At 69.0% G+C, this 19395-nt stretch carries 20 protein-coding genes; 4 read left to right on the top strand and 16 right to left on the bottom strand.

The window, feature by feature from the left end; all coding sequences use genetic code 11:
- Nucleotides 1-27 precede the first annotated feature (27 nt).
- The 3 genes from AXA74_RS20620 to AXA74_RS20610 are packed head-to-tail and all read right to left on the bottom strand — an operon-like array spanning nt 28 to nt 2899.
- On the bottom strand, nt 28-939 hold the full coding sequence (locus AXA74_RS20620; RefSeq protein ID WP_032962941.1) for a LysR family transcriptional regulator: 912 nt from the start codon (nt 937-939) through the stop codon (nt 28-30).
- A 35-nt stretch (nt 940-974) separates the two neighbouring features.
- The gene (locus AXA74_RS20615) at nt 975-2099 is read right to left on the bottom strand and encodes a CaiB/BaiF CoA transferase family protein (RefSeq protein ID WP_032978244.1); all 1125 of its coding nucleotides are present in this window, start codon (nt 2097-2099) and stop codon (nt 975-977) included.
- The gene (locus AXA74_RS20610) at nt 2099-2899 is read right to left on the bottom strand and encodes an enoyl-CoA hydratase (protein ID WP_032972442.1); all 801 of its coding nucleotides are present in this window, start codon (nt 2897-2899) and stop codon (nt 2099-2101) included. Before AXA74_RS20610 ends, AXA74_RS20615 begins: the two co-directional genes overlap by 1 nt.
- A gap of 175 nt (nt 2900-3074) precedes the next feature.
- On the opposite strand from AXA74_RS20610, the gene AXA74_RS20605 reads away from it, so the two are divergent.
- Nucleotides 3075-3455 carry a VOC family protein gene (locus tag AXA74_RS20605; protein ID WP_029581400.1) on the top strand — a complete coding sequence of 127 codons (381 nt, stop codon included), beginning with the start codon at nt 3075-3077 and terminating at the stop codon, nt 3453-3455.
- A 15-nt stretch (nt 3456-3470) separates the two neighbouring features.
- Here AXA74_RS20605 and AXA74_RS20600 read toward each other — a convergent pair whose 3' ends face one another.
- The gene (locus AXA74_RS20600; RefSeq protein ID WP_029581401.1) at nt 3471-4424 is read right to left on the bottom strand and encodes a Bug family tripartite tricarboxylate transporter substrate binding protein; all 954 of its coding nucleotides are present in this window, start codon (nt 4422-4424) and stop codon (nt 3471-3473) included.
- Nucleotides 4425-4687: 263 nt separating this feature from the next.
- Between AXA74_RS20600 and AXA74_RS20595 the strand changes: the two genes are divergently transcribed.
- Complete coding sequence (locus AXA74_RS20595) at nt 4688-5332, top strand: TetR/AcrR family transcriptional regulator (protein ID WP_029581402.1); 645 nt, start codon at nt 4688-4690, stop codon at nt 5330-5332.
- A gap of 39 nt (nt 5333-5371) precedes the next feature.
- Entirely contained in the window at nt 5372-6037 is a 666-nt protein-coding gene (locus AXA74_RS20590) for an EthD domain-containing protein (protein ID WP_051593917.1), read from the top strand.
- A 16-nt stretch (nt 6038-6053) separates the two neighbouring features.
- Here AXA74_RS20590 and AXA74_RS20585 read toward each other — a convergent pair whose 3' ends face one another.
- The gene (locus AXA74_RS20585; RefSeq protein ID WP_029581404.1) at nt 6054-6539 is read right to left on the bottom strand and encodes a MarR family winged helix-turn-helix transcriptional regulator; all 486 of its coding nucleotides are present in this window, start codon (nt 6537-6539) and stop codon (nt 6054-6056) included.
- Between the two features lie 133 nt (nt 6540-6672).
- Here AXA74_RS20585 and AXA74_RS20580 point away from each other — a divergent pair, with 133 nt between their 5' ends.
- The gene (locus AXA74_RS20580) at nt 6673-7557 is read left to right on the top strand and encodes an alpha/beta fold hydrolase (RefSeq protein ID WP_029581405.1); all 885 of its coding nucleotides are present in this window, start codon (nt 6673-6675) and stop codon (nt 7555-7557) included.
- Nucleotides 7558-7621: 64 nt separating this feature from the next.
- On the opposite strand, the gene AXA74_RS20575 is transcribed toward AXA74_RS20580, so the two are convergent.
- The 11 genes from AXA74_RS20575 to AXA74_RS20525 form a co-directional block, all read right to left on the bottom strand.
- Nucleotides 7622-8335, bottom strand: coding sequence for an ABC transporter ATP-binding protein (locus AXA74_RS20575; RefSeq protein WP_032955764.1), 714 nt, complete (start codon nt 8333-8335; stop codon nt 7622-7624).
- Nucleotides 8332-9084 (bottom strand): ABC transporter ATP-binding protein, encoded by a 753-nt coding sequence (locus tag AXA74_RS20570; protein WP_029581407.1) that lies wholly within the window; start codon nt 9082-9084, stop codon nt 8332-8334. Before AXA74_RS20570 ends, AXA74_RS20575 begins: the two co-directional genes overlap by 4 nt.
- On the bottom strand, nt 9084-9845 hold the full coding sequence (locus AXA74_RS20565; RefSeq protein WP_029581408.1) for an SDR family NAD(P)-dependent oxidoreductase: 762 nt from the start codon (nt 9843-9845) through the stop codon (nt 9084-9086). The genes AXA74_RS20570 and AXA74_RS20565 overlap by 1 nt, the downstream gene beginning before the upstream one ends.
- The gene (locus AXA74_RS20560) at nt 9842-10825 is read right to left on the bottom strand and encodes a branched-chain amino acid ABC transporter permease (RefSeq protein WP_029581409.1); all 984 of its coding nucleotides are present in this window, start codon (nt 10823-10825) and stop codon (nt 9842-9844) included. Before AXA74_RS20560 ends, AXA74_RS20565 begins: the two co-directional genes overlap by 4 nt.
- Nucleotides 10822-11727 (bottom strand): branched-chain amino acid ABC transporter permease, encoded by a 906-nt coding sequence (locus AXA74_RS20555; RefSeq protein ID WP_032955765.1) that lies wholly within the window; start codon nt 11725-11727, stop codon nt 10822-10824. The genes AXA74_RS20560 and AXA74_RS20555 overlap by 4 nt, the downstream gene beginning before the upstream one ends.
- Nucleotides 11728-11778: 51 nt before the next feature.
- The gene (locus AXA74_RS20550; protein ID WP_029581411.1) at nt 11779-13047 is read right to left on the bottom strand and encodes an ABC transporter substrate-binding protein; all 1269 of its coding nucleotides are present in this window, start codon (nt 13045-13047) and stop codon (nt 11779-11781) included.
- 60 nt (nt 13048-13107) lie between these two features.
- Nucleotides 13108-14613, bottom strand: coding sequence for an AMP-binding protein (locus AXA74_RS20545; protein WP_032978247.1), 1506 nt, complete (start codon nt 14611-14613; stop codon nt 13108-13110).
- A gap of 13 nt (nt 14614-14626) precedes the next feature.
- Nucleotides 14627-15799 carry an acyl-CoA dehydrogenase family protein gene (locus AXA74_RS20540; RefSeq protein WP_029581413.1) on the bottom strand — a complete coding sequence of 391 codons (1173 nt, stop codon included), beginning with the start codon at nt 15797-15799 and terminating at the stop codon, nt 14627-14629.
- Between the two features lie 40 nt (nt 15800-15839).
- The gene (gene lpdA / locus AXA74_RS20535; RefSeq protein ID WP_032962937.1) at nt 15840-17216 is read right to left on the bottom strand and encodes a dihydrolipoyl dehydrogenase; all 1377 of its coding nucleotides are present in this window, start codon (nt 17214-17216) and stop codon (nt 15840-15842) included.
- Nucleotides 17213-18574: an MmgE/PrpD family protein gene (locus tag AXA74_RS20530; protein ID WP_032978264.1), complete on the bottom strand. Its 1362-nt coding sequence runs from the start codon at nt 18572-18574 to the stop codon at nt 17213-17215. The genes lpdA and AXA74_RS20530 overlap by 4 nt, the downstream gene beginning before the upstream one ends.
- A 10-nt stretch (nt 18575-18584) precedes the next feature.
- Nucleotides 18585-19395 (bottom strand): 2-oxo acid dehydrogenase subunit E2 (locus AXA74_RS20525; RefSeq protein WP_211269880.1); only part of this gene is annotated, 811 nt, incomplete at its 5' end.

Below are 19395 nucleotides of genomic sequence, written 5' to 3'. Positions count from 1 at the left end.
TTTTCATAGACTCATTCCGGATCCGGATCAATCCCCGACGGCTTCGCGCGCCCGCAGGGCTTGCTCGGTGTCCCGCAGAAAGGCCGAAGCCGCCATGGAGAGCCGGGCATTGCGGCGCTGTATGAGCCAAAGCTCATGCCCATGACGGCGCGCGCCATCGATATCGACCACGCGCAGGCCCAGCTCGCGCGCCAGGTCGCAGGCATAGCCCGGCACCACGGTGATGCCCAGCCCCGCGCCCACCAGCTTGAGCACCGACGTGAGCATGCCGGCCTCGATGCGGTAATCGAAGGCGAGATCGAGATCGGCCGCCACGCGGTCCAGGCTGCGCCGCACGCTGTAGACGTTGCGCAGCATGATGTGCTTGTGCGCGGCGACATCGGCCCAGGACACGGCCCGCTTGCGCGTCAGGGGATGGCGCGGGGCGCAGACCACCCGCATGGTGTCGCGGTAGATGACGCGCGTGCTGAGCTCGTCGGAAGGGCTTTCCAGCGACACGATGCCGAAATCGGCGCGGCCGTTGCGCACATGCTCGATGGTGTCGTCGGTGGAGAGTTCGAACAGATCCAGTTTCACGCTGGGATGGGCGCGATGGTAGGCGGCCACCACCTCGCCCAGCAGGCCCACCATCATGAGCGGCGAGGTCGCCACGCCGACCGTGCCGCGCTCCAGGCTGCGCAGGCCCGACATGCTGCGCTCGGCGGCCCGCACGGTGCCCAGGATCTCCTGGGCATAGGCATAGAAATCGGCCGCGCCGTCGCAGGGCGTGACACTGCGCGTGGAGCGCTCGAACAGCGGCTGCCCGACCTCGGCTTCGAGCTCCGCGCACAGCTTGCTCACGGCCGATTGCGTCACGAAGGCCGCGCGCGCGGCCGCCGTGAAGCTGCGCAGTTCGTACAGCGCGCAGAACACGCGCAATTGCTTGAGAGTGATGTTCATGGTCGCGGTCCCCGGCTCGGACCGCCGGGCAGAGCCTAGAGCATATCGCGATCGGCATCCTGGCGCGGCGCCAGGCGCCGTATCCCGCCGGGGGTGCGCGAAAAACGCACCGGGATGGCGGTGGTCACCAGGCGGCCTTCGGTGGGATGCTCCACCTGCCGGAAAAACCCCGTGGCCCGCAGATGCGGATCGTCGAACAAGGCCTGCGGCGTATTGACCCGTGAATGCGGGATGTCCGCCCCGGCCAGCAGCGCCAGCCACGCCTCGGTATCGCGGCCGGCCACGATATCGGCCAGGTCCTGATAGAGCGCGTCGACGTTGCGCGCGCGCGCGGCGGCATCGACATAACGGGCATCCTCGGCCAGCTCCGGCCTTTGCGCCAGCGCGAAGAAACGCCGCCATTGCGCATCGGTATAGGGCAGCAGCGCCAAGTAGCCGTCGCGCGTGCGGTAGGGCCTGCGCTGCGGCGAGAGCACGCGGCTATAGCCCATGGGGCCGCGCGGCGGCACGAAGCTGTGCCCGCTCAGGTGCTCGGCCAGCGTGAAGGAAACCATGGTCTCGAACATGGGCACCTCGATGGCCTGGCCCTGCCCCGAGCGCTCGCGCTCGTACAGCGCCATGGGGATGGCGTAGGCCAGCGTCAGCCCGGCCACCTTGTCGGCCAGGATGGTGTTCACATAGGCCGGCGCGCCGCTGTTGCGCCCCTGCAGGTCGGCCAGGCCGCTCATGGCCTGGATGATGTCGTCAAAAGCCGGCTGCGCGGCATAGGGGCCGTCCTGGCCGAAGCCGACCGCCGAACAATGGACCAGGCGCGGATGGCGGGCGCACAGCGTCGCGGCGTCCAGCCCCAGGCGCGCCAGGGCCGCCGCGCGCACATTGGAGACGAAGACATCGGCGCCGGCGATCAGCGCCAGCAGGCGCTCGCGGTCGGCCGGCGCCTTGGCGTCCAGCGTCACGCTGAACTTGTTGCGATTCAGGTTGAGATAGGCCGGCCCCATGCCGGCATGCGCGGCCGGCGCCGAGCTGCGGAACACATCGCCTTGCGGCGCCTCGACCTTGATGACCTCGGCGCCCATGTCGCCCAGGATCTGGGTGGCATAAGGACCCATGGCCACCGAGGTCATGTCGACCACCCTCACCCCTTGCAAGGGGCCCGCCATCACCGGCCCTCCTTGTGCTGCTTGCGCGTGACGAAGGGCGCCATGTAGCGGCGCGGCTCATCGGTGGTGAAGGCCTCGCCGAAAGCGGCCACGCTGCGGTCCAGGCCCGCCTGCACGGTGGACTCGCGCCAATAGCGCAGCAGCGCCTTTTGCGAACGCACGGCGATGGGGCCGCTGGCGGCGATCGGCGAGACCGTTTTCTCGACCAGGGCGTCCAGCGCGCCGGTCTCGCAGACGAATTCCAGGAAGCCCCAGCGCAGGGCCTGGCCGGCGTCCACCGTCTCGCCGGTCAGCAGCAGCCAGTGGGTCGGCCCCTGGCCGATCAGCGCCGGCAACAACACCGCATGGATCACCGACGGAATGCCGACGCGGACTTCCGGCATGCCGAAGACCGCGTCGTCGCTGGCCAGGCGGATGTCGCAGGCGGCGGCCAGCTCCATGCCCGCGCCCAGGCAGAAGCCCGGGATGCGCGCAATCGTGGGCACCGGGATCTCGGCCACGGCATCGCACAGGTCGCGCAGGCGGGTGATGAATGCGCGCGCGCCCTGCGGATCGAGCTCGGCCATTTCATAGATGTTGGCCCCGCCCACGAAGGCGCGCTCGCCGCTGCCCCGGATGACCACGGCGCGCGCGTCGGCCTGCGCGCCGATCCAGCGCGCCGCCTCCGTCAGGCTCAGCGTGACCGCCGACGCCAGGATATTCAGGCTCTTGGCGTCATGGATGCGCAAAGTGTAGACCCCCCGCGCATCGCGGCTGACGTGCGCGTGGGCGAAGGCGGGAATGGGGGCGAGGGTGCTCATGGACAGGCTCCAGCTAGGATGATGCCGCCGATGCTAAGGGCGGGGTTTGATCACAACAAACGAGTAATTTTCATGAAATGAGTCCCAAAAAGAATAAATCGGCGCGGCGGGAGGCCGGGGGACGATCGCCCCTCTTGGGGATGTCAGTGGTACAAGCAAGGAAAGGAGGCCCGCCATGATCGATCACACCGGCATCACCGTCAGCGACTTCGCCCGCAGCCTGGCCTTCTATGAGGCCGCGCTGGCGCCGCTGGGCTACACCGTGCTCACGCGCCTGGACGACGCGGCCGGGCTGGGCGCGCCCGGCCCGGCCGGCGCCGATCCGGGCGGCGACTTCTGGCTGATGCAGGGACCGCCCTGCCAGCCGCGGGTGCATATGGCCTTCCGCGCGGCCAGCCGCGCCGAGGTGGAGGCCTTCCATCGCGCCGCGCTGGCCGCGGGCGGGCGCGACAATGGCGCGCCCGGCCCGCGCCCGCAATACCATGCCGGGTATTACGCGGCCTTTGTCCACGACCCCGACGGCTACAACATCGAGGCCGTGTTCCACGGCGCCTGAAGCACCGGCCGCCGCTCAGTCCACCTCAGCGCCGGAGCGGCGCACCACCTCGCCCCATTTGCCGACTTCGGCCGCGACGAATTCGGCGGTCGCCGCGGGCGTGCCGGGCATGGGCTCGGCGCCGCGGTCGTTGAGGAATTTGCGCATCCCGGGGCTGTTGAGCACCTGGCCGATATGCTGGCTCAGGCTGGCGGTGATCTCGGCCGGCGTGCCGGCCGGCGCCAGCACCGCCGCCCAGCCTATGGCCTCGAAGCCCGGATAGCTCTCGGCCACGGTGGGCACGCCGGGCAGCTGGGCCAGGCGCTTGGCCGTGGTCACGGCCAGCGGCACCGCCTTGCCCGATTGGATATGCGGCAGGGCGGCCGTGACCGAGTCCACCATCAGCGGCACCTGGGCACCCAGGAAGTCGGCCTGGGCCGGGCCGCTGCCCTTGTAGGGGATGTGGCGGATGTCGACATTGGCCGCCGCCTTGAACATCTCGGCCGACAGGTGCTGCGTGCCGCCGATGCCCGCGCTGGCGTAGACCAGTTCGCCCGGATGGGCGCGGGCGCGTTCGACCAGGGCCGCCAGGCTGGTAATGCCCGAGGCCGGGGTGGCCAGGAAGACCAGCGGCACGGAGAACACGCCGGAGACCGGCGCGAAGTCCCGGGTCAGGCTGTAGTTGATGGTTTTGTACAGGGTCTGGTTCACCGCCGCGGCGCTGCCGGCGATCACCAGGGTGTAGCCGTCGGGCTTGGCGCGGGCGGCCTCGGCCATGCCGATATTGCTGCCGGCACCGGCGCGGTTCTCGACCACGATGGTCTGCTTCAGGGCGACGCCCAGCTTCTCGGCCAGCGCGCGCGCGAAGATGTCGGTGGCCTGCCCTGGCGGGAAAGGCACGATCAGGCGGATGGGGCGTTCGGGATAGGCGGCGTGGGCGGCCGAGGCCAGCGCCAGGCTGGCGCACAGGCCGGCAAAAATACGTTTCATGGTCAGCTCGAAAAGGAAAATCATCGCGGGCCTGGCCCGCCCTGTCTCGGCATGCCTTTTGAGCCGCCGCCGGCACGGCGCGCGGCCGTCCCATGGCCCTTGTCGGACCCGGTCCCCATGATACGGGCAAACAGGCCGGGGCTCCGACGGGTGGGGTCCGCGCCGGGCCGCGCGAGGCAATTAATGACAGATGAGTCACTATTCATATAATGCGCATCCCGGTATCATGCACGGGTCGACCGCTTTATAAGATTCCACGCCCCATGCCGACCAAGTCCCTTGCCCGCGCCGCGCAGCCGGCCGAACCGCCCGCCGATTGGCGCGAGGCCAGTTCCCGCAATGAGCGCAGCCGCCTGATCCGCGAGGCCTTGTTCAGCGCCGCCGCCGCCGTGGTGGGCGAGCATGGCTACCAGGACGCCTCGATCACGCTGATCACCCAGCGCGCCGGCGTGGCGCAAGGCACTTTCTACAATCATTTCGAGTCGCGCCAGGACATCCTGGACCAATTGCTGCCCGCCCTCGGCAAGGACATGCTGGCGCATGTGGGCGAATGCTCGCGCCAGGGCAAGACGCTGATCGAGCGCGAGGAGCTGGGTTTCCGAGGCTTTTTTTCCTTTCTCAAGGCCCACCCGCATTTCTTCCGCATCCTGAACGAAGCGCCCAGTTTCGCGCCCAAGGGCTATGAGGCCCACCTCAAGCTGGTGCTCGAAGGCTATATGCACTTCTTCCGCAAGGCGCGGGCGCGCGGCGAGGCCACGGGCTATTCCGAGCGCGAGCTTGAAGTCGTGGCCTATGTGCTCATGTCGGCCAGGATCTACCTGAGCCGCTACGCCGAAAACGGCGATATCCCCGATTGGGTCGTGAAGGCCTATCGCAAACTGGTGGCCGACGGCCTGGCTCGGAAGTAGACGCCCGCGCCCCGGCCCCTCGAAGGAGGAGACGGCGGTATGTACAAAGTCATTACCCTGCTCAAGCGCCGGCCCGGCATGTCCGTGGCCGATTTCCAGTCAGGCTGGCGCGAGGCCCACGGTCCGCTGGCAAGCCAGGCGCCCGGCTTGCGCCGCTACGTGCAGTCGCATGCCCTGCCCCAGGGCTATGCCAAGGGCGAGCTGATCTACGACGGCATCAGCGAAATGTGGTTCGATGACGCCGCGGCGCATGCGCGCGCCCAGGCCTCGGCCTGGGGCGAGGCCTGCCGGCGCGACCTGGCGCGCTACGCCGCCGGCCCGGTCGAGATGGCCGTGGAGGTCAAGCTCATCGTCGATGGTCCCATCCCCGCCGGCGGGGTGAAGAACATCGAATTCGTCAATTGCCGGCCGGGCATGGCGCTGCCCGACTTTCGCCATTACTGGGAACATCGCCACGGCCCGCTGGCCGCGGGCATCGCGCTGATGCGCCGCTATGAGCAGAACCATCTGCGTCTGGAGGCCTATCGCGACGGCCGGCGCCCGCCCTTTGACGGCCTGGCCATCACCTGGTTCGATTCGACGGCCGACATGAAGGCCGGCACGCGCACGGAAATCTATGCCCGCACGCGCGCCGACGAGGCCAACTTCCTGCCCGACGGCCACCTGCCCTTCATCGTCACCCGCGAGCACCGGATGGCCGGCTGATCGCGGGCCGCAGCCATCAACCGCCCGCGGCCCCATGCTCCTGGCCGCGCCAGACAGGCGCGTGCGCGCACAGTTTGCGCAGCAATTGCGCGAAGGTCCGCCGTTCGGCGGACGAAAGACAGGCCATCATGTCGTCCTCGCGCTGTTCGAGCGCCGGCATAAAGTCCTCATGCAGGCGCCGGCCGCGGGCCGTGATATAGAGGATGAGGCGGCGCTGATCCAGGGGATCGGGCTCGCGGCGCACCAGGCCCTTGGCCTGTAATGCCGTGACGGCCCGGCTGATATTGTTCTTCAGGTGGCCCGAGAAGTCGCATATGTCCGAGGCCGATATCCCTTCGCGGAAATAAAGAAAAATGAGACAGAGGATCTCGGGACGGGTCAGGCCATGGCGAGCCTCTATCGCCCGGAATGACGGCTCCCGGTAGGAATTCGCGATGTAGGCGAGCTTGTACGCGAACGGAATCGACACCCCATCGAGGATGTCATCGAGCGAAGGGTTCATAGGCTGGCCGGGCATGTCCGAGGCATGGCGCGCCTGCTTGTTCCGAGGCGCGCGGGAACGAGATGGTTCCAAATGGAACTACTGTAGCCTATACTGTCCTGGCACTCAAGAACAAGAACAGAAGGTGGAGACAATGAAAAGCTACCTTTACTCGGGCACGGCGGAGCATCCGGTCTACGCCGATGTCGTTGCCGCCATGCCAGGGCCGCGCCGCCACCCCATCGTCATGTTGCATGGCGGCTTTCATAATGGCGCGGGCTTTCTGGCCACGCCTGACGGCCGTGAAGGCTGGGCGTCGATATTTGCGCGGCGGGGCCATGACGTCTATGTGATGGACTGGCCCGGACACGGCCGTTCGCCCGCCGGCGCCGACTTCGTGCGCCTCTCGATGGCCGACGTGGGCCGCGCCTTGGGCGCGCTGCTGCAAGACACCGGCCCGGCCATTGTGTTCGCCCACTCCGCAGGCGGGCCGATAGCCTGGTGGGTGGCCGAGCAGTACCGGACCCTGGTGGCCGCCGTGGTGGGCCTGGCCCCGGGCCCGCCAGCCAATCTGGTGCCGGCGCTGCCGGCCGAGCCCGCCGCGCATGCCGGCGCGAACGGCGGCGCCCACCCCGTCTATGCGCCCGCCGACCGCCCCGCCTTCGTGGACCGGGCCTTCATCAAGACCTTCTGGGCCAACGGCTCCCGCTTCCCGCAAGCGGCTTTCGAAGCCTACGCGCGTTCCATCGGACCCGAGAGCCCGCGCATCTTGAACGAGCGCTTCAATATCGGGGGCAGCGGTCTGCGCCTATCGGATCACGGCCGGCTGCGGGGCTTGCCCATGCTGGTGCTGACCGGCGACGAAGATCCCCGCCATCCCAAGGCGCTCGATGGCGCCCTGGCGGCCTTCCTGGGCGCCGACTTCCTCTGGCTGCCCGCCATCGGCATCAGCGGCAATGGGCACATGTTGATGATCGAAGACAACCACCAGGAGCTCGCCGCCCGCGTCGCCGGCTGGCTCGGCGACCACGGGCTCTGACGCGGCCATCGGCCAGGCACATCGCGCTCCGGGATGTTGCACACGGGGCCCTGCCGGCCCCGCCCTAGACCGAAAGATAGCGCCGCTTGATGTCCTCGTCGGCGTTCAACTGCGCGATGGTGCCGCAGAACACGCTGGCGCCCTTGTCGATGACCACGGCGCGGTCGGCCAGGTCCAGGCAGAAATGCAGGTTCTGTTCGGCCAGCACGATGGTGCTGCCGCAAGCGCGCAGGGCGCGCACCAGCTCGCCTATTTTCTGCACCATGATGGGCGAGAGGCCCTCGCTGGGCTCATCGAGCAGGACCACGGCGGGATTGCCCATGAGCGCGCGGCCGATGGTGAGCATCTGCTGCTCGCCGCCCGAGAGCTGGCCGCCCAGGCGGCGCCGGAGCGGCGCGAGCAGGGGCAGCATCTCGTAGATGCGCTCCAGGGTCCAGCTCACCCGGCCCTGCGCATCGGGCTTGGCGGCGATGGCCAGGTTGTCCTCGACGCTGAGCTCGGGAAAGATCTGGCGGTCCTCGGGCACGAAGCCCACGCCGGAGCGCGCGATGCGATGGGGCGCGAGCCGGCCGATCTCGCGGCCGAACAGCCTGACCTTGCCGCGCCGGGGCGCGACCACGCCGGCCACGGACTTCATGGTCGTGCTCTTGCCCGCGCCATTGCGCCCGAGCAGGGCCAGGGTCTCGCCCCTGAGCACCGACATCGACATGCCGAACAGCACCTGGCTGCTGCCATAGAAGGCGTCGATATCCTGGACTTCCAATACCGGTTCGCTCATGCCCTCGCCTCCTTGGGGGTGCCGAGATAGGCCTCGATGACCTCGGGGTTCTCGCGGATCTGGCGCGGATTGCCCTGGGCCAGCACGCGGCCATAGGACAGCACATAGATGTGCTGCGAAATACGGAAGACGATCTCCATATCGTGCTCGATGAGCACCACGGTCAGGCCGCCCCGTTTCCACAGGCCGTGCACGGTCTCTATCATCTGCTCGCGCTCTTCCGGGCCCATGCCCGCCACCGGCTCGTCCAGCAGCAGCACCTTGGGTTGCAGCACCAGCGCCAGCGCCATGTCCAGCAGCTTCTGGTCGCCATGCGACAGCGTGCCGCTCACCACGTCCGCCTTGGACGACAGGCCCAGCTGGTCCATGACTTCGTGCGCGCGGTCCCGCGTGCGCGCCAGCGGGAAGCGGCCGCGCATGCGCGTGGACAAACCCAGCGGGGATTGCAGGGCCCCGCGCAAGGACTCCTCCACGGTCAGCGACTTGAACAGGCGCGAGACCTGGAAAGCGCGCCCGATGCCGCGGCGCACGATTTCGCGGCTGCCCAGGCCGACGATGTCCTCGCCGTCGAGCAGCACCCGTCCGCTGTCCGGCGCGAACGCCCCGGAGATCAGGTTGAAGAAGGTGGTCTTGCCCGCGCCATTGGGCCCGATGACGGCCGACAGCGAATCCTTGGGAAAATGCGCCGAGACGTCGGCCGTGGCGACCACGCCGCCGAAACTCTTGCGCAGGTGCTCTATTCTCAGCATCAGCCCCCTCCCGCCCGGGCGCCGGGCACGCCGCCATAGGTCTGCCAGGGCGAGGCCACCAGCCAGCCGGCGTCGACCGGCAGGTTCACGCCGGTGATGGCGCGCGCCTGCGGCGAGGCCAGGAAGGCCACCGCGTCGGCGACTTCCTCGGGCATGACCATGCGGCCCAGGGCGGACAGCCGCGCCAGTTCGTCGGCGTCGCGGTCGCCGCGATCGATCGCCGCCTGCAGGGCGGGCGTGAGGGTGTAGCCGGGCGACACGGCGTTGACCCGCACGCCCGAGCGGCCCCATTCGGCCGCCAGGCATTCGGTCATGGCCACCACCGCCGCCTTGGCCGGCGCATAGGCATGCAGCGGCACCGAGCGCAGCGCGGTGATGGAGGCGATGTTGATGATCGCGCCCTCGCCGCGCCGGGCCATGCGCGCGCCGAAGGCGACGCTGGCCAGATAGCTGCCGCGCAGGTCGACCGCCATGATGCGGTCCCAGGTCGCCATGTCCAGCGCCTCGGGCGGCTGCTTGGCCTGGATGATGCCGGCGCTGTTGACCAGCACATGGGCCGGCCCGTGCTCGTCTTCGATGCGCGCGGCCGTGGCGGCCACGGCCGCCTCGTCGGAGATGTCGCAGGCGTAGCCCGGCCCGTCTTCGGGCGCCTGCAGGTCGATGACGATCACGCGGTCGCCGCGCGCCTTCAGGCGGCGCGCGCAAGCCAGGCCGATGCCGCTGGCGCCGCCGGTCACAATGCTCAAAGGAGATGCGTTCATGTCGTTACTCGCTCTTTCTTGAAACCGGCCGCCGGCTTGCGGCGGAACCCTTGCAGCACGAAATCCCCCACGCCGCGCTTGAACCCCAGGGCGAAGACCAGGACGATGATGCCCAGGGCCAGGCCGTGCAGTTCGGTCACGCGGGTGATGGTGTCATTGAACACCAGCAGCAGGCCGGCGCCCACCACCGGGCCGATGAAAACATGCAGGCCGCCCATCATGATCATGAAGATCGCCTCGCCCGACATGGTCCAGTAGGCGAAATCGGGATAGGCGCCCGAGACGAAGAGCGCCATGATGACGCCGCCCACGCCGGCGAAGCCGCCGGCCAGCACGAAGGCGTAGAGCTTCACGCGCCAGACGTCGATGCCCAGGAAACGCGCGCGCTCGGGGTTGTCGCGCACCATGCGCAGCGTATAGCCGAAGGGCGATTGCAGCAGCATGCGCATGAGCAGCAGGCAAATCACCGCCATGACGCAGGCAAAGCCGTAGAGCGTCTGCGGCTGCTTGAGGTCTATGCCCCAGAAGACGGGCCGCGGAATGCCCCCCGTGAGGCCCTGGTCGCCGCCCGTCAGGCTGCTCCAGGACAGGATGATGCTGTGGAACAGCATCTGGAAGGCCAGCGTCAGGAAGGAAAAATAGATTTCCTTCAGGCGCACGCAAATGGCGCCCACCAGCAGCGCCACCAGCGCGCAGAAGAGCACCGCGCCCAGCAGGGCCAGGGGGATAGGGATGCCGGTCTTCTGCAGCAGCAGGCCGAAGGCATAGGCGCCGGCGCCGAAGAACATGGCATGGCCGAAAGACACCATGCCGCCGTAGCCCACCAGCAGATTGAGCGAGGTGGCGAAAATGCCGAAGGCCGCCAGCCGGATGATGAAATCGAACAACACGCGGGAGTCGGTCAGCGAGGGCAGGACGAGCAGCAGCGCCAGCGCCGCGGCGGCCAGCAGCCCTTCCCTGCTTGCGGAATGCATCGTCATGCTCTTTTCTCCTTGCCCAAGAGGCCGCTGGGCTTGAGCACGAGGATCAGGGCCATGGCCATGAACATCACGCCCTCGACGAAATCCGGAAAGCCGATGGAGCCGAAGGAGCGGACCAGCCCCAGCATGAGCGCGCCCACCAGGGCGCCGGCTACCGAACCCATGCCGCCGATGACGGTCACGATGAAAGATTCGATCAGGATGGAAAACCCCATGCCCGGCGACATCGAGCGCACGGGCGCGGCCAGCGCGCCGGCCAGCCCGGCCAGAAAGCCGCCCAGGGCGAACACACCGGCATAGATGAGGCTGGTGTTCAAGCCCAGCACCGAGGTCATCACGGGGTTCTGCGCGGCCGCGCGCACCATCTTGCCCGCGCGGGTGCGGGCCAGCAGATACCACAGGGCCAGCGCCATCAGCCCGGCCGCGGCCATCAGCACCAGGTAGAAGACCGGCACGATGCCGCCGCCCAGGATGAGCGGCGGCGCCTGGAAGGCCTCGGGCATGCCCATGGACTGGAACTCCGCGCCCCAGACCAGCTTGACCAGGTCATCGAGGATGAGGATGAAGGCATAGCAGACCAGCAGCTGCATGAGCACGTCGGCGCTATAGACGCGGCGCATGAAGAAGCGCTCGAAGACCAGGGCGAACAAGGCCACGCCCAGCCCGGCGCACACGGCGGCGGCCAGATAGCTGCCGGTCAGCCGGAAGACGGTCAGGCCGAGATAGGCGCCCAGCATGTAGAACGAGCCGTGCGCGAAATTGATGACGCCCAGCACGCCGAAGATCAGCGTCAGCCCGGCGGCGACAAGAAACAGCAAGGCGCCCACGATCAGCCCGGTGCTTGCCTGGGTGACCAGGCAAGACGCCGAACCGAAGCAGGCGAGAAGTTCGGTCAGATTCAAAATACACCCCCCGCGCAGGAAAAAACCGGCGGCCGCCGGCCGCCGATGGCCTTACTTTGCCCAGCCCTTGCTCTTCTTCCAGTCAAGTTCCAGCTCGGCGATCTGGGCCCAGCTGCCCAGCTGCGGCTTGGGCATATAGGGCTCCTTGTTGGACAGCTCGCCCCAGGCGTCGGCGTAGTCGATCAGCGTCTGGTCCTCGGCGCGCAGCGTCAGCTTGCCCTCGGTGCCGAAGGGCGAGTCTATGGTCATGCCGCGCAGCGCCTCGGCGATCTTCGCGCCGTCGGCGCTGTTGACCTTCTTCATGGCCGTGGTGAGGAACACCACGCCGGCGGCGTTCTGCCAGGCCCAGTTGGTGGGCATTTCCTTGTGCTTGGCGAAATAGGCGTCGGCCCAGGCGTGGTTGGCCGCCGAATCCGGCACGCTGCGCAGATAGCGGTTGCCTGACTGCAGGCCGGCCGGCACGTTCTTGACCGCGGTCAGCACGGTGTAGTCGGCCATGTTGACGGCGAAGAGCTGCCGGTCCTTGAACAGGGCGTAGATGCTGCCCTGGTCGATGAAGGACGTCAGGTCGCCGCCCCACAGCGCGGTATAGACGGCCTGCGGGCGTCCCTGGACCAGGCGGGTGATGATCTCGCTGTAATCGGCCTGGAACAGCTTGGGCCAGACCCCGCCCGTGATCTCGACATCGGGCTGGAAGTGCTTCAGGTACTGGAAGAACTCGGCCGTCGTGTCGCGCCCGTAGGCGTAGTCGGGCGAGCAGCTCATCCAGCGCTTGAGGCCTTTTTCCTTGGACACGCGGGCCGCGTAGGCGCCGCCCACGATGGCGTCATGGATGCCCTGGCGGGCGCAGCGGAAGGCGTTGGGGATGCGCAGCGCCGGGTCGGCCGTCAGCGAGGAGGTCTCCGAGTTGGTATGGATGCACAGCACCTTCAGGTCGCGCGCCACTTCGTGCACCGCGAAGGCGCCCGACGAAGCCTCGGCGTCCAGCAGGATCTCGCAGCCTTCGCTGTTGACCAGTTCGCGCGCCACCCGCGCCGCCTCCTGGGGCTGGCCCTTGGAGTCGCGCACCACCAGCTCGATGGGACGGCCGTTCAGGCCGCCGGCCGCATTGAAGCGCTCGACCTCCAGCACGGCGGCATAGCGCGAGGACAGGCCCAGCTGGGCCACGCGCCCGGACAGGATGGTGGGCATGCCCACCCGGATGGGTTTGTTCTGGGCGAAGGATAGCGCCGGCCAGCCCAGGGCCGAAGCGCCGGCCAGGCCGGCCGCGCCCTTCAAGAGTTGCCGGCGTGTCAGGCTGGCGGCGGGGGATTTGTGCATTGCTGTCTCCTTGCTTGTTATGCGGCGCATGCGCCTGTTCGTCCGGCTGTGGGAACCCGGTCAGGGGCTGGCGGGCGCCGCGCCGGCCAACTGGTCGCGCAGCACCCGCTTGAGCACCTTTCCCGAGGGATTGCGTGGCAGTGCGTCGACCACGATCAACTGCTTGGGAATCTTGAAGCCGCCGAGCTTGCCGCGGCAGTGCGCCTGCACCGCCTCCAGCGTCAGCGGCACGCCCTCGCGCGGCACCACGACGGCCACCACGCGCTCGCCCCAGCGCTCGTCGGGCAGGCCGATCACCGCGGCCTCCTCGACCTGCGGCAATTGGTAGAGCACCCGCTCGACTTCGGAGGAAGCGATGTTCTCGCCGCCGCTGATGACCATGTCCTTCTTTCGGTCGACGAGGAAGAGAAAGCCGTCCTCGTCCAGATAGCCCATGTCGCCGCTGCGGAACCAATCGCCAAAGAAGCTGGCGCGTGTGCGCTCGGGGTCGTTCCAGTACTGGCGCATGACCTTGGGGCCCTTCAGGCAGATCTCGCCGGTCTCGCCGGCCGGCAGCGGCGCGCCCTGGCCGTCGCGGATCTCCAGCTGCACATGGGCCAGCGCGCGGCCGGCCGAGCCGATCTTCTCGATCTCCCGGCCGGCCTGCATCATGGTGTCGCCCGAGCAGGTTTCCGTCAGGCCATAGGCGTCGATGTAGCGCGCATTGGGAAAGAGCGCCTGGAAGCCGCGGATGCGCTCGGCCGGCGTGCGCTCGCCGCCGCCGATGACCCAGCGCAGGCTGGAGACATCATGGCCGGCCGGCAGGGCCAGCAGGCGGTTGAGCATCACGGGGGCCATCCAGGCCCCGGTCAGGCGATGCGCGGCGATGGTCCGCATCACCGTCGAGGCATCGAAATCGCGCAGGATGACCAGGCTGCCGCCCACCAGGAAGAGCGCCATGCCGGGCAGATCGAAAGCGCCCACGTGATAGAGCGGCCCAACCACCAGCAAGCGGTCTTCGCGCGACAGGCCCAGCTCGCAGATATGGTCCAGCGTCTTCCAATAAAAATTCTCATAGCTGTGCACCACGCCCTTGGGGCGGTCAGTGGTGCCCGAGGTGTACATCAGGCGGAACACATCCCCGGGCCCCACCGGCCAGGGCTCGCGGGCCGGCAGCGCCCGCGGCCACAGCCGGCTGGCGTCGCGCTGCGCCGGCCCGTCGAGCCGCAGGCAATCCACGCCCGGCGGCACATTGGCCTCGAACTCGGCATCGGCGCACAGCAGGCGGGCGCCGGCGTTGGACAGGATGTAATCGACCTCGTCGCGGCCGAGGCGGTAGTTGATGGGCAGCACGATGGCGCCCAGGTGACCGATGGCCAGGCTGAGCTCGACGAAGGCCGCGCTGTTCTTCATCAGCAGCGCCACCACCTGGCCCGCCCCGATGCCGCGGGCGCGCAGGCCGCCCGCGATCAGGCGCATTCGCTGCGCCAGCTCACCATAGCTGACCGCCTGGCCGTCGTAGACCATGGCGGTTCTCGCGGGCGCCGAGCGCGCCCAATGCAGGATGGAGGAACCGAGCGCAATCATGCGAAAGTCCTTCTCAGTAGGAGCGCGGCATACCCAGATCGTGCTGGGCAATGTAATTCAGGATCATTTCCTCGGAGATGGGCGCAAAGCGGAACAGGCGGCAATCGCGCCACAGGCGCTCCAGGTGGTACTCCTTGGAATAGCCCATGCCGCCCAGGGTCTGCATGGCCCGCTCGGTCACACGGGCGGCCGCCTGCGCCGCCAGCAGCTTGGCCGCGTTGGCCTCGCTGCCATAGGCCAGCCCCTGATCGAAATTGCTGGCCGCCTTGTAGTTCAGCAGGCGCGCGGCCTCGATCTCGGCATGGCACTGCGCCAGCGGAAACTGCACTCCCTGGTAGCTGCTGATGCTGCGCGCGCCGAACACCTTGCGGTCATTGGCGTAGTTGACGGCCAGCCGGATCGACAGCTCGCCGGTGCCCACCAGCCCGGCCGTGGTCACGATGCGCTCGGTGTTCAACACATCGAGCAGCTCCTTCCAGCCGCCATGCAGGGTGCCGACCAGCTCATGCGGTTCGACCCGCACATCGTCGAAGAAGATGGCGCTGGAGGCCAGCGTATTGGTGCCCACCTTGTCGATGGCGGTATGGGTCAGGCCCGCGCGCTCGACATCGATCATGAACATGGACAGCCCGTCGCTGCGCGAGACGGACTCCTCGACCTTCTTGGTTCGCGCCACCACCAGCATCTTCTGCGCGGTGTCCACGGCGGTGATCCAGATCTTGCGCCCGTTCAGGCGCCAGCCATCGCCATCGGGGCGGGCGAAGCTGCGGATCTCCAGCGTGTTGCTGCCGGCGTCGGGTTCGGTCAGCGCCATGCAGAAATTGATCTTGCCGCCGATCAGCCCGGGCAACAGCTCGCGCTTCATCTCGGGGCTGCCGAATTTGCTGATGGACACCCCGCCGAAGATGGGATTGACCATGAACAGCTGGCCCACGGTGCTGCCGGCGCCGGCCGCCGACAGGTTTTCGATGATGAGGGCCATCTCCAGCACGCCCAGGCCCGAGCCGCCGTACTCGGCGGGCAGGGCCACGCCGCACAGGCCGGCCTCGCAGATGGCCTGCCAGCATTCGGTGGGGAAGGCCTTTCTGGCGTCCAGCTCGCGCCAGTAATCCAGGCCGAAGCGCTCGCCCACCTGGCGCGCCGCGTCGGCGATCATGCGTTGTTCTTGGGTCAGTTCGAAATCCATGTTCGCGGTCTTCTGTACGGTGGAGTTGGCGCGCCAACCCTCAGTGGTGGATGGCCCGGCCCAGCGCGGCCAGGGCGGACTCCCCTATCGCCTCGGACAGGGTGGGATGGGGGAAGACATGGCGGACCAGGTCCTCGTCGGTGGCCTCGAGCTGGCGCGCCAGCGTCAGGCCCTGTATCAGTTCCGTCACGTCGGCGCCGGCCAGATGCGCGCCCAGCAGCTCGCCGCTGGCCGCATCGAAGACGGTCTTGACGAAGCCCTCCGGCTTGCCCAGCGCCAGCGCGCGCCCATTGCCCTGGAAGGGGAAGCGGCCGACGACCACCTGCCGGCCCTGCGCTTTCGCGGCCGCCTCGGTCAGGCCCATGCTGGCGACCTGGGGATCGCAATAGGTGCAGGCCGGGACCAGCAGAGGCGTCTCGTCCACCGGCAGGCCGGCCAGGTGCTCGACGCAGCGCAAGGCCTGGTGGCTGGCCTTGTGCGCCAGCATGGGCGCGCCGCAGACGTCGCCGGCCGCATACAGGCCGGGCTCGTGGCTGCGGCCCAGCGCGTCGACCACGATGCAGCCCTGCTCGCGCCGCGCCGCCGTCTGCTCCAGGCCCAGGTCCTCGGTATTGCCCTGCACGCCGGCGCACACCAACACGCGGTCGAAGTCGCGAGCCTGCTCCTGGCCGCCGCTGCGCAAGGCCAGGCGCGCGCCGGATCCGCCCAGGCCCAGCAGCCGCGCCGTGGTCGATACCTGCACGGCGATCCCGCGGCGCGCATAGGCCTCGGCCACGAAACGCGACACCTCGGCGTCCTCGCCGGGCAGGACGCTCTCCCGGCTTTCGACCACGGTGACCTGGCTGCCCAGCGCGGCATAGAAACTCGCGAACTCCATGCCGATGGCGCCCGCGCCCACCACCAGCAGGCTGGCGGGCAGCGCGCGCGGGGTCAGCGCGTGGCGGTAGTTCCAGATGCGCTCGCCATCCACCGGCAGCTCGGCCAGTTCGCGCGGCCGCGCGCCCGTGGCCACCAGGATGGCGTTTGCCCGCAAGGCCTGGCCGCCATCGACCGTCACGCGGCCGCCGCCCGCCAGCCTGGCCTGCCCCCGCAAGACCCTGACCTCGTGCTTTTTCAGCAGGTATTCCACGCCCTTGCGCAAGCGCTCGGCCACCGCGCGCGAATGACCCACCATGCGCGGCAGGTCCACGCGCGGGGCCTTCGCCAGCACAATGCCCAGCTGGTCGCCGGCTTGCAGCGCGCTCAGGACCTCGGCCGCGTGCAGCAGCGTCTTGGTCGGGATGCAGCCCCAGTTCAAGCAGATGCCGCCCAGCGCGTCGCGCTCGACCAGCGTGACCGCCATGCCCAGCTGCGCGGCGCGGATGGCCGCCACATAGCCGGCTGGCCCGCCGCCGATGACGATGAGGTCGCGGCTCATGACGGTTTGCGCAGGGAGGCGAAGGTGTCGAGCACCACCGCCAGGCCCACGCCCTCGGGGTCGTCGACGAAGCGCTCCAGCGCCGCGCAGGCGGCGCGGTCCACGCCCACCTCGGCGCAGACGCGCTCGACCAGGCCGCGCAAGGCGGCGCGGTCGTAGTTGTAGTCTTCGGCTGTCATGTCCAGCGCCTGCGTCAGCGTCCGGCCATCCTCCAGGTCGGCCTCGATCACGCAGCATAGGCGGCCGACCGAGGCATCGCTGACCAGCGTCGTGCGGCCGATCAGGGCCAGGGTGGCCGCATCGCCGTAGTCCATCATGTCGCGCAGGGCCGGCTCGCCGTGCGCCAGCGTGCGGGCGATGCAGAACGGGATACTCATCAGCGTGCCCGAGACCGAGTGAAAGGGGCCGCGGCTGTCCATGCCGGCATAGCCGGTTTCATAGGGATTCATGCGCACCCGGATGGCCCGGACGCTTTGTCCGCCCAGGATCTCGCGCAGCAGCAGCGCCGCCTTGACCGGCGTCTGGTTGAAGGCGCAGACCGGATAGGGCTTGAACACCACGCGGTGGATGAACCAGGTCTTGCCCAACGGGGCGGTCAGCGCCGCGGCATCGATCTCGCGGCGCGCATAGGCGCGAATCAGGCCGGCCTTGCCTTCCAGCGCGCCCGGCGCGCTGACCGAACCGGCGCGCGCCAGCTCGGCAGCCAGCCAGCCATTGTTGGCCGCCACGCCCAACTGGTAGCGCCACTCGTCGGTGCCATCGGCGAAGGACTGCAACACCCCTCCCGTGAAAGACACGGCATTGGCCAGGGCCGCGGCCGCGCGGTCCTCGTCCAGGTCCATGGCCACGCTGGCCGCGGCGGCGGCCGCCACCGTGCCATACAGCGGCGAGGCGCGCAGCCCGGCCGGCGTGGTGTCGGCGGCGAAGCCGCTCTCCAGCAGGCCGCCGGCCTCATAGCCGGCCACCAAGGCGGGCAGCAGCCGCGACAGCGGCATGCGGCCGGTCTCGGCCGCGGCCGTCAACAACGGGATCAGGATGGCACCGAAATGGGCCGCGCCGCTGGCGTCCTCCTGGGCGCGGCCATGGAACAGGGCGGCATTGGCCAGCACGGCGCCAGCCATGCTGGTGCGCCGTCCGTCATTGAGCAGGGTCGCGCCGCCGGCCTGCTCGCCATACATGGCCAGCGCGGCGCGGGCGGCTACGGGCGCATAGGGCGTGTCGGCGCAGGCCAGCCCTATCCCATAGCCATTGAGCAGCGAGACCCGGGCTTTTTCCAGCACGTCGGGCGGCAGCGCGCCGGGCCGGGCCAGGCCGACGAGAAAACGAGCCAGTTCGCGGGTGGCGCCTGCTTGGGTCATGACCATGTCCTCAATCGAGTACCAGACGGGCCGGCTGCTCCAGCAGGCCGACCACTTCGTTGACGAATTCCAGCGCCCGCACGCCATCCAGGATGCGATGGTCGGCCGACAGCACCAGGCCGATCTCGCGCCGCAGCGCGGGCTGGCCCTGCGCATCCGGGCGGAACAGTTCCCTGATGCTGCCCACGCCGAGAATCATGGCCTGCCCCGGATTGATGATCGAGGTCATATAGCTCACGTTGTGCATGCCGGCGTTGGAGACCGTGATGGCGGGCTGGCCCAGGTCCTCGGGACGCAGGCCGTGTTCGCGCACGCGGCCGACCAGGGCGTCGAGCCGGCGCGCCAGGCCGCCCAGCCCCAGGCCGCCGATATCGCGCACGGCCGGCGCCAGCAGGCCGGCCGGCGTGTCCACGGCCACGCCCACATCGATGCGGTCGAAGGCCAGGATGGCGCCGTCCTGCCAGACGCGATTGGCCCAGGGCAGCGCGCGCAGGGCGCGTGCGACCGCCTGGACGATGAAATGATTGATGGTCAGCCGCGTGCCCGGCTGGGCGTTGAGCTCGCGCCGCAAGGCCAGCAGCCGCGATACCTCGGCCTCGACAGCCAGATAGAAGTGCGGCGTCTCCTGCTTGCCCTGCGCCAGGCGGCGCGCCACCGTGGCCTGCAGCGGCGTCGGCGCGATGCGTGTATAGCCGTCGTCGGCGGCGGCTTCGGGCGCGGCCGCGCGGCTCGCCGCCGGCAGGTCGCGCGCGACGATGCGTCCGCGCGGCCCCGTGCCCCGCACGCCGGCCAGATCCAGGCCGCGCTCGCGCGCCAGGCGG

It is taken from the genome of Bordetella hinzii LMG 13501 (assembly GCF_001548475.1).
In the GTDB taxonomy this organism is placed as follows: domain Bacteria; phylum Pseudomonadota; class Gammaproteobacteria; order Burkholderiales; family Burkholderiaceae_B; genus Bordetella; species Bordetella hinzii.
Note: the sequence above shows the minus strand (reverse complement) of the source record. Positions and strands in the feature narration are given on the sequence as shown.

What these genes read in the sequence shown, in the direction of transcription:
- AXA74_RS20545 (WP_032978247.1), bottom strand. Translation starts at nt 14,613, where the DNA reads ATGATTGCGCTCGGTTCCTCCATCCTGCATTGGGCGCGCTCGGCGCCC.
- AXA74_RS20570 (WP_029581407.1), bottom strand. Translation starts at nt 9,084, where the DNA reads ATGCTGAGAATAGAGCACCTGCGCAAGAGTTTCGGCGGCGTGGTCGCC.
- AXA74_RS20590 (WP_051593917.1), top strand. Translation starts at nt 5,372, where the DNA reads ATGTACAAAGTCATTACCCTGCTCAAGCGCCGGCCCGGCATGTCCGTG.
- AXA74_RS20580 (WP_029581405.1), top strand. Translation starts at nt 6,673, where the DNA reads ATGAAAAGCTACCTTTACTCGGGCACGGCGGAGCATCCGGTCTACGCC.
- AXA74_RS20600 (WP_029581401.1), bottom strand. Translation starts at nt 4,424, where the DNA reads ATGAAACGTATTTTTGCCGGCCTGTGCGCCAGCCTGGCGCTGGCCTCG.
- lpdA (WP_032962937.1), bottom strand. Translation starts at nt 17,216, where the DNA reads ATGAGCCGCGACCTCATCGTCATCGGCGGCGGGCCAGCCGGCTATGTG.
- AXA74_RS20605 (WP_029581400.1), top strand. Translation starts at nt 3,075, where the DNA reads ATGATCGATCACACCGGCATCACCGTCAGCGACTTCGCCCGCAGCCTG.
- AXA74_RS20565 (WP_029581408.1), bottom strand. Translation starts at nt 9,845, where the DNA reads ATGAACGCATCTCCTTTGAGCATTGTGACCGGCGGCGCCAGCGGCATC.
- AXA74_RS20610 (WP_032972442.1), bottom strand. Translation starts at nt 2,899, where the DNA reads ATGAGCACCCTCGCCCCCATTCCCGCCTTCGCCCACGCGCACGTCAGC.
- AXA74_RS20560 (WP_029581409.1), bottom strand. Translation starts at nt 10,825, where the DNA reads ATGACGATGCATTCCGCAAGCAGGGAAGGGCTGCTGGCCGCCGCGGCG.
- AXA74_RS20550 (WP_029581411.1), bottom strand. Translation starts at nt 13,047, where the DNA reads ATGCACAAATCCCCCGCCGCCAGCCTGACACGCCGGCAACTCTTGAAG.
- AXA74_RS20585 (WP_029581404.1), bottom strand. Translation starts at nt 6,539, where the DNA reads ATGAACCCTTCGCTCGATGACATCCTCGATGGGGTGTCGATTCCGTTC.
- AXA74_RS20575 (WP_032955764.1), bottom strand. Translation starts at nt 8,335, where the DNA reads ATGAGCGAACCGGTATTGGAAGTCCAGGATATCGACGCCTTCTATGGC.
- AXA74_RS20540 (WP_029581413.1), bottom strand. Translation starts at nt 15,799, where the DNA reads ATGGATTTCGAACTGACCCAAGAACAACGCATGATCGCCGACGCGGCG.
- AXA74_RS20595 (WP_029581402.1), top strand. Translation starts at nt 4,688, where the DNA reads ATGCCGACCAAGTCCCTTGCCCGCGCCGCGCAGCCGGCCGAACCGCCC.
- AXA74_RS20530 (WP_032978264.1), bottom strand. Translation starts at nt 18,574, where the DNA reads ATGACCCAAGCAGGCGCCACCCGCGAACTGGCTCGTTTTCTCGTCGGC.
- AXA74_RS20615 (WP_032978244.1), bottom strand. Translation starts at nt 2,099, where the DNA reads ATGGCGGGCCCCTTGCAAGGGGTGAGGGTGGTCGACATGACCTCGGTG.
- AXA74_RS20620 (WP_032962941.1), bottom strand. Translation starts at nt 939, where the DNA reads ATGAACATCACTCTCAAGCAATTGCGCGTGTTCTGCGCGCTGTACGAA.